The organism is Brunnivagina elsteri CCALA 953 (assembly GCF_002289455.1).
GTDB classification, from domain to species: Bacteria; Cyanobacteriota; Cyanobacteriia; order Cyanobacteriales; family Nostocaceae; genus Brunnivagina; species Brunnivagina elsteri.
This window is the reverse complement of record NZ_NTFS01000381.1, coordinates 1-6,413: the sequence shown is the minus strand read 5'-3', so window position 1 is coordinate 6,413 and position 6,413 is coordinate 1. Positions and strand designations below refer to the sequence as shown.

11 protein-coding genes are annotated in these 6,413 nt (G+C 36.9%); 6 read left to right on the top strand and 5 right to left on the bottom strand.

Features of this window, described 5'->3' with window-relative positions:
- The first annotated feature begins 635 nt into the window (after positions 1-635).
- The 4 genes from CK510_RS24405 to CK510_RS32000 all read left to right on the top strand — a co-directional run bounded on the left by CK510_RS24405 (position 636) and on the right by CK510_RS32000 (position 1,572).
- Entirely contained in the window at positions 636-854 is a 219-nt protein-coding gene (locus CK510_RS24405) for a hypothetical protein (RefSeq protein WP_095724146.1), read from the top strand.
- A gap of 101 nt (positions 855-955) precedes the next feature.
- The gene (locus tag CK510_RS24400) at positions 956-1,165 is read left to right on the top strand and encodes a type II toxin-antitoxin system HicB family antitoxin (protein WP_095724145.1); all 210 of its coding nucleotides are present in this window, start codon (positions 956-958) and stop codon (positions 1,163-1,165) included.
- A gap of 3 nt (positions 1,166-1,168) precedes the next feature.
- Positions 1,169-1,393, top strand: a complete 225-nt coding sequence (locus CK510_RS24395; protein ID WP_095724144.1) for a type II toxin-antitoxin system HicA family toxin — start codon at positions 1,169-1,171, stop codon at positions 1,391-1,393.
- Between the two features lie 32 nt (positions 1,394-1,425).
- Positions 1,426-1,572 (top strand): hypothetical protein, encoded by a 147-nt coding sequence (locus tag CK510_RS32000; RefSeq protein WP_158224957.1) that lies wholly within the window; start codon positions 1,426-1,428, stop codon positions 1,570-1,572.
- Between the two features lie 86 nt (positions 1,573-1,658).
- On the opposite strand, the gene CK510_RS31175 is transcribed toward CK510_RS32000, so the two are convergent.
- The 5 genes from CK510_RS31175 to CK510_RS24380 all read right to left on the bottom strand — a co-directional run bounded on the left by CK510_RS31175 (position 1,659) and on the right by CK510_RS24380 (position 4,104).
- Positions 1,659-1,871, bottom strand: coding sequence for a hypothetical protein (locus CK510_RS31175; RefSeq protein ID WP_211293289.1), 213 nt, complete (start codon positions 1,869-1,871; stop codon positions 1,659-1,661).
- Complete coding sequence (locus CK510_RS34095) at positions 1,816-1,938, bottom strand: hypothetical protein (RefSeq protein ID WP_281257080.1); 123 nt, start codon at positions 1,936-1,938, stop codon at positions 1,816-1,818. The genes CK510_RS31175 and CK510_RS34095 overlap by 56 nt, the downstream gene beginning before the upstream one ends.
- Complete coding sequence (locus CK510_RS24390; RefSeq protein ID WP_095724143.1) at positions 1,938-2,165, bottom strand: addiction module protein; 228 nt, start codon at positions 2,163-2,165, stop codon at positions 1,938-1,940. The genes CK510_RS34095 and CK510_RS24390 overlap by 1 nt, the downstream gene beginning before the upstream one ends.
- Before the next feature lie 236 nt (positions 2,166-2,401).
- Entirely contained in the window at positions 2,402-3,085 is a 684-nt protein-coding gene (gene rnc / locus CK510_RS24385; protein ID WP_095724142.1) for a ribonuclease III, read from the bottom strand.
- 392 nt (positions 3,086-3,477) lie between these two features.
- A complete protein-coding gene (locus CK510_RS24380) occupies positions 3,478-4,104 on the bottom strand; it encodes a tetratricopeptide repeat protein (RefSeq protein WP_095724141.1) in 627 nt (208 codons plus the stop codon).
- 357 nt (positions 4,105-4,461) lie between these two features.
- On the opposite strand from CK510_RS24380, the gene CK510_RS24375 reads away from it, so the two are divergent.
- Both CK510_RS24375 and CK510_RS24370 read left to right on the top strand, forming a co-directional pair.
- The gene (locus CK510_RS24375; protein ID WP_095724140.1) at positions 4,462-4,788 is read left to right on the top strand and encodes a YbjQ family protein; all 327 of its coding nucleotides are present in this window, start codon (positions 4,462-4,464) and stop codon (positions 4,786-4,788) included.
- Positions 4,789-5,165: 377 nt separating this feature from the next.
- Positions 5,166-6,413, top strand: a 1,248-nt coding sequence (locus tag CK510_RS24370) for an aminotransferase class V-fold PLP-dependent enzyme (protein ID WP_095724139.1), incomplete at its 3' end; no start/stop codon positions are given.

Genomic DNA, 6,413 nt, shown 5'->3' with positions numbered 1-6,413 from the left:
AACATTGAGCAGAGCGATCGCAAATATCTAGAATCTCTCTATCTCTAGTATGTCTAACAATCTGAATCAACTCATGCTTAATAGTTCCATCATGAAGATGATTTTGAATTTCTCCAAGAAAATATAATATTTTTGCACTAATGGAATTTTTAAACATGAATTATACTCACTTTTTAGAAGGAAGAACCTGTGTTCTTGAAATTTTTGGCTTGCTTTTCCTTCTGTTTGTTCTTCTGTTCTTGTTCCATATTCTCTAAAAGTTTTTCAGAAATTATGGGTGCTATAGCTTGATAATATGCACTTTATACAAAAAAGATATCAAAAAAACTATATCTTAATAAAAGTATATTTTTTTTACGCATTTTACGCAGATCAGGTAGTAAATACACGTAGATTGGGTGGAGACGTACGAGAGATATTTGTAGCTAATGAGAAATCTACATTTGCGTCGTAACTCAACATTTTTATATAATTATTAAAGTGTTATTTTACTCGTTTAAATTAAAGATTTTTGTGATTTAAATAATTTATATATTCTCCATATCATGTGTTGGGTTCCACTCCGTTCCACCCAACCTACAAATATATATCCCAAACTCGAATCTATCTAGTAAAACCTAAAATAAATATCAACTATGAAAAGCGACCGCGAGAGAAAAGAAATTATTGAGGCTATTAATGTACTATTACATCAAGCTTACGATAGCAATTTAGATGAAATTTTGGCATTATTAAAACAGATTGACGAAGAGGAAGAAAAAGAAGATTTAAAAGATATTCAAGAAGCGAGAGAAGATATACGAATTAACGGTACAGTGTCTTGGGAAGAATACAAGAGAGAATCAAAGTCTTGATATACAGAATTTGAGTAACCAAGTTGCGATCGCGCGGCATTAGAATATCTTATGCTATTACTAGTATTTGAATTGAGCGATCGAATAAACATAATCAGCTTATGAAAGTTTTCACTGCGATTGTCGAACGAGATACTGATACTAATCTCTACGTTGGTTATGTTCCTGGGTTTTCTGGAGCGCATTCCCAAGGAGAGACTTTAGACGAGTTACGTGATAATCTTCGCGAAGTCATTGAAATGCTTTTGGAAGATGACAATGTAGAATTGAACACGGAGTTTGTTGGTACACAGCAAATTGTGATTCCGTAAGCGATGAGCAGTATTCCTATATTGAAACCACAAGAGGTTGTACGTATTCTGGAAAATTTAGGTTTTGTAGAAGTTCGTCAAAGAGGTTCGCACAAGCAGTTTCGGCACGAAGATGGTCGAGCAACAACGGTTCCGTTTCATAAAGGACGTGATATTTCTCCTAGACTTCTACGGCAAATAGCAAGTGATATCGAAGTGACTATAGAAGAATTTTTGGAGTCACGGTAAGGTTTATAGGGATAAGTCTTGATATACAGAATTTGAGTTACCAAGTTGCGAACCGACAAGTCAGCGCTCTACGCGATCGCACTTCCCTATTTTCCCAACAGACAATATCGGGAAAACCGCAACTATTTTATTATTCGGGGTTTTGTCGTTTTGCGAGAAACCAGGTTTCTGGAGAATAGCTTTGGATGGAATTGAAGATTAGGTGCGATCGCAATTGGGACACTCAAAAGCATTTTGAACCAAGCTGGTGTTTCTGATGAAGAATTTATCGAGAATTTGTAGTTATTGAACACCAAAACTTCCAAATATAAAATGCGATCGCACTTCCCCGTAAACCCAAGAAATAATATCGAAAAACCCTAGTTATTTGGTTATTCGGGGTTTTGTCGTTTTGCGAGAAACCGGGTTTCTTGAGGATAGCTTTAGATGGAATTGAGACTGCGATCGCGTAACGACTCGGTACGAGTATCGCATTCATCAAATTTATTTTCGTTCTTTCCAGCATCCAGGTTCTCGACTGCTTCAGGATGAAAAATATACTTCATTATTCAAGTAATCGTCTCACTTGCTCCAAAGCTTCCTCTCCGGAAATTGTTTGAACAGAACCATTTCTGACTTCATCCCGTCGCTGCTTTGGCTGATTTACCCAGGCTCTTTGAATTTCAGGATCGGTATTAAATTCCAAGCTTTCCACCAGTTTATCAGCGAGAAGTGCCCTAGATGTGCTAGGCAAGGATAATAATTCTTCGGTCAATTGTTCGAGCGATCGCATAATCAAACGCAAGCTGTTGATTTTATTCGTATTTTAACAGCTAATGAAATGCGTAGCCGTCAGGCTTGTCGTCAGACATCGCACTTCCCAACATGTAACATCAGGAAAACGCAATTATTCGGTTATTCGGGGTTTTGTCGTTTTGTGAAAAACCCGGTTTCTGGTTCTTGTCGCGCTTAGTTTAAGATTTATCGTGTGGGAGAAACCAGGTTTTTTTGAAGATATTTTTGATGACACTAAATTAATCCCTGCTTTTTCAGCTTCGATAAAGCATCCTCAGCAGCGCGTTTTTCTGCTCCTTTCTTGCCGCATCCTCTTCCTTCACCATAAAGCTGCTCGTCAACCAAGACTTTAGCTAAATATTCTGGTGCATGATCCAAACCACCACATCGTTGAGTAACATAGTTAGGCAGGATAGTGCCGAAATTTGTCTGTACCCACTCTTGAAATAGATTTTTGGAATCTACATTGGAACGGACTTCAACCGTCATTTGCGGTACAGAATTGAATAAATCTTCAATAATTGGACGAATTGCCTCGATATTACGATCGCGATCTAAATAATAAGCTCCCACTACTGCTTCAAAGGTGCTACTCAATAAATTGGGACTCTGAAATCCTCTATCCTGAATCGCTCCCCTACCTAAGCGCATCTTCGAGTCTAAACCAACTGCGATCGCAAATTTGGCAAGTTGTTTTTCTTGAACTAATGCAGATCTGCGTCGAGTCATTTCATCTTCTGCAAACTCCGGATATTTCCGATAGAGATATTCACCACTGATAAAGGTTAGTAAGGCATCCCCCAAAAACTCGAGTCGCTCATTATGGACTTCGCCAGGATTTTCGTTAACATAGGAACGATGAGTTAAAGCCTGTCGTAAGAGCTTTTCATCTTGAAAATTCAGTAATAATTTATGCATTAATCTATTTTAATGAAAAATTATTAAACCATAAACCTCTAAAACCTTAATTTTAATATAGTCAACATCTGAAAATATACTGCAAACGGGTAAAATCTGGACTTCTGTCATACTGTAGCTTGCTACTTACAGAAGCCGCTTGCGCGTCTACCCGCAGGGTAGAACGTACGAAGCACGCATTCCCGAAGGGTAGTATCTTCAAGATTTTCACGCTTGTTAAAAGTAAAGTTCTAACCCGTTTTTAGTATAAACATAACAATGCGTCCCTCAAACTTGGAAAATAGGTTTATCAAACTGAGGGAACGCTTATTTTATAGTTCTAGTCAACAAATAACTCACACCACAATATATTGAATCGATTTAAAATCTAAAATCTAAAATCTAGAATCCCCTCATCCTCCTATTTTCCGCAAAGTCTCATCGATACGACTAACATTTTCCTGTTTTCCTTGTCTTTCATAGATATCCCGTGCTTTTTTCAACAGTGCGATCGCATCTTTCGATTTACCCTGCTTCATCAAAAATGTACCCCGTAACTCAAAAACTTGGGGATGGTTCCTATCCAAGTTCATAGCCTGTTCTGTAGCCCACATTGCACTATTGGTATCACCCAAACGCAACAAAACAGTCGCTAATCCAAGATAAGAATTGACATTATTACGGTTGATCTGAATTGCCTTACGATATGCATCCTTTGCAGTGCGGTTATCGCCCAAATTACCACTAACGTAACCCAAGGCATATTGAAAATCGGCATTGTTGGGGTTCAATGAGACTGCACGACGGTAGGAAGACAGCGAAGACTGAAGATTCCCTTGTAGTGCATACAAATAACCGATACCCGAATGAATCGAAGCATTCTTCGGTTCGAGATTTGCAGCTTGTTGATAAACACTGATCGCACCTCTGTAATCTCCTGCATCTACAAGTCTGCGTCCCTCATCTAGCAACTGCTTAACCTCTTGTGTTGTTCGTTGCGCTACCAATACTTGTGCCTGAGCCACTGAAGGCTCTGCCATTGAAATACTTCCTAACAAGAGAAAAATAATAACAAGCGATGTTCGATTGTACACAGTTGATTACCTAAAAATCTTTTGTAACTTTTTCTTACAATTTCCGAGGTTGATTGTACATTAAAACAAAAATTTCCAGATTTGAAAACTCCATTTCTTTACTTTTACAAAAGATTTACGATGAATTAGGTATGTTCCCGAACCCTAGAATATTGTGGGAATGCTAAGTGGTAGGAATATTATCAATTTCACCCAATCCAAAAAAAACTGTTCCAAGCTATCCCATTGCTTGATGCATTAAACCCTGGAAATTCAAATAAATAAGACCAATACGAACCGTTTTGATGTTTTTGAGGAAAAATTATGATTTTAACGACTACAGATGTAATTCAAGGTGCCGTAGTTCAATCCTACTTGGGAATTGTTACCGCAGAAGTTGTTTATGGCAGTAATTTCTTGCGCGATTTCTTCGCAAGCATCCGCGATATCGTTGGTGGACGTACAGGAAGCTACGAAAGGCTATTTGAAGAAGGGCAGCAGAAAGCATTAAGCGAACTAGAACAACGTGCAAGACGCTTAGGAGCGGATGCTGTTATCGGTATTGAAATCGATACTGGTACTATTAATATTGACCAATCTGGAGTTCTTATCCTCATTACCGCTAGTGGAACTGCGGTGAAGATACGTTAGTCGTCGAAAATAATATCCACAACGAATTGTCTCTAAGGGAACGCAAATTAAATAACATGTAATTATGCTTGAATTAGGAATGGTGCGTTACGCTACTGTTTCACTTTATTTAATCCTCATTCCTAAGGAATACCAATAAGTAAATTCTCCACAATTGTAGGGGTGGGGTCTCCCCACCCTTACGCGTGATAGTGTTGGCAAGTTTCATCAATGATTGGTGCTGCTGTTGGCACTCGCAGTCCCCGTGCTAATAATAATTACTGATACAATAATGTATTTTCTTTTACAACTCCAATATCACTACTTTTAGTACCTGAGAATAAGGTACTATTTTTTTAGTAGGGAATACCAGTTTCGTTATTAATCATTTATAAATAATGAATTTATTACAAAAAATAGGAAATATTCAAATATATGAAAAACGATTCCAAATTTACCCAAGGTTGCAACTAGACATTAGTTATCACGATTTAATCAATAGCCTATTTTCCTTTGGACACAGGATTGAGATAAATGAAAGTCTTAATAGTATTAAATCTTTCTTCCCAGTCGATAAAGAAATTGTAGTTACATTTTCCGTCAGAACTGCATTTGATTTGTTATTGCAGTCACTTAATTTTGCCACTGGTTCGGAAGTGTTAATGAGTGCCATAACTATTAAAAACATGATAGAAATCATCAAAATTAATGGACTAATTCCTGTTTCTGTTGATATTTCTCTCCAACTTTGCGAACCATCATTAGAACAATTAGAAAAATCAGTTTCAGGAAAAACAAAAGTTCTCCTGATTACCCATTTATTCGGTACAGTGATTGATTTACATCCCTACGTGGAATTTTGCCAAAAACATAATTTGATTTTGATAGAAGATTGCGCTCAAGCATTTGCAGGAAGTGAATATTACGGACATCCACAAGCTGATATTAGTTTTTTCAGTTTTGGTTCGATTAAATCATCTACTGCTTTGGGAGGAGGAGTAACCTTAATAAAAAATCAAACCCAAAATCAAAAAATAGCTGAAAATATACAAGAATTACATCAGCAATATCCCCAAAAAACTGAATTATGGTTTTTGATACGGGTTTGGAAATACTTACTCTTAAAAACACTATCAATTCCCTGGGTTTATTATTTATTACTCCAGACTTTGAACATATTATCAAAAGATTTAGATTCGACAATCAACGCGACAACAAGAGGTTTTGCTCAAGGAAATTTACTTGCCAAAATACGCTATCGTCCTCCCCATCATTTAGTATACTTTATTGCATATCGATTGACGAAATGTGAAGAGAGTAAATGTCAAGATTTTTCTGATCGTATCGAAACAGCCCAAAATTTTCTAGCCATTCTCCAAGCAAATATCAAAAACATTATATTTCCGGGAATTCAAGCTAATTATCATTCTTTTTGGTTGTTTCCAATTATCGTCAAACAGCCAGAATTACTGATGGTTAAATTGCGATCGCACAATTTTGATGTCACTAGGGGAACCACTAGTTTGACAGTCTGTGAATCCCCTAGGAATTCTTTTAATTATCCATCACTGGAAAACGCGAAATACTTAATGGAGCATATTCTATTTTTACCTATATCATCCAAAGTCCCAAAAATAGAATTAGAG

Excerpts from the sequence above, each read along its gene's own strand:
- CK510_RS24405 (WP_095724146.1), top strand. The coding sequence starts at position 636 with ATGAAAAGCGACCGCGAGAGAAAAGAAATTATTGAGGCTATTAATGTA.
- CK510_RS24380 (WP_095724141.1), bottom strand. The coding sequence starts at position 4,104 with ATGGCAGAGCCTTCAGTGGCTCAGGCACAAGTATTGGTAGCGCAACGA.
- CK510_RS24390 (WP_095724143.1), bottom strand. The coding sequence starts at position 2,165 with ATGCGATCGCTCGAACAATTGACCGAAGAATTATTATCCTTGCCTAGC.
- CK510_RS24395 (WP_095724144.1), top strand. The coding sequence starts at position 1,169 with ATGAGCAGTATTCCTATATTGAAACCACAAGAGGTTGTACGTATTCTG.
- CK510_RS34095 (WP_281257080.1), bottom strand. The coding sequence starts at position 1,938 with ATGAAGTATATTTTTCATCCTGAAGCAGTCGAGAACCTGGATGCTGGA.
- rnc (WP_095724142.1), bottom strand. The coding sequence starts at position 3,085 with ATGCATAAATTATTACTGAATTTTCAAGATGAAAAGCTCTTACGACAG.
- CK510_RS31175 (WP_211293289.1), bottom strand. The coding sequence starts at position 1,871 with ATGAATGCGATACTCGTACCGAGTCGTTACGCGATCGCAGTCTCAATT.
- CK510_RS24375 (WP_095724140.1), top strand. The coding sequence starts at position 4,462 with ATGATTTTAACGACTACAGATGTAATTCAAGGTGCCGTAGTTCAATCC.
- CK510_RS24400 (WP_095724145.1), top strand. The coding sequence starts at position 956 with ATGAAAGTTTTCACTGCGATTGTCGAACGAGATACTGATACTAATCTC.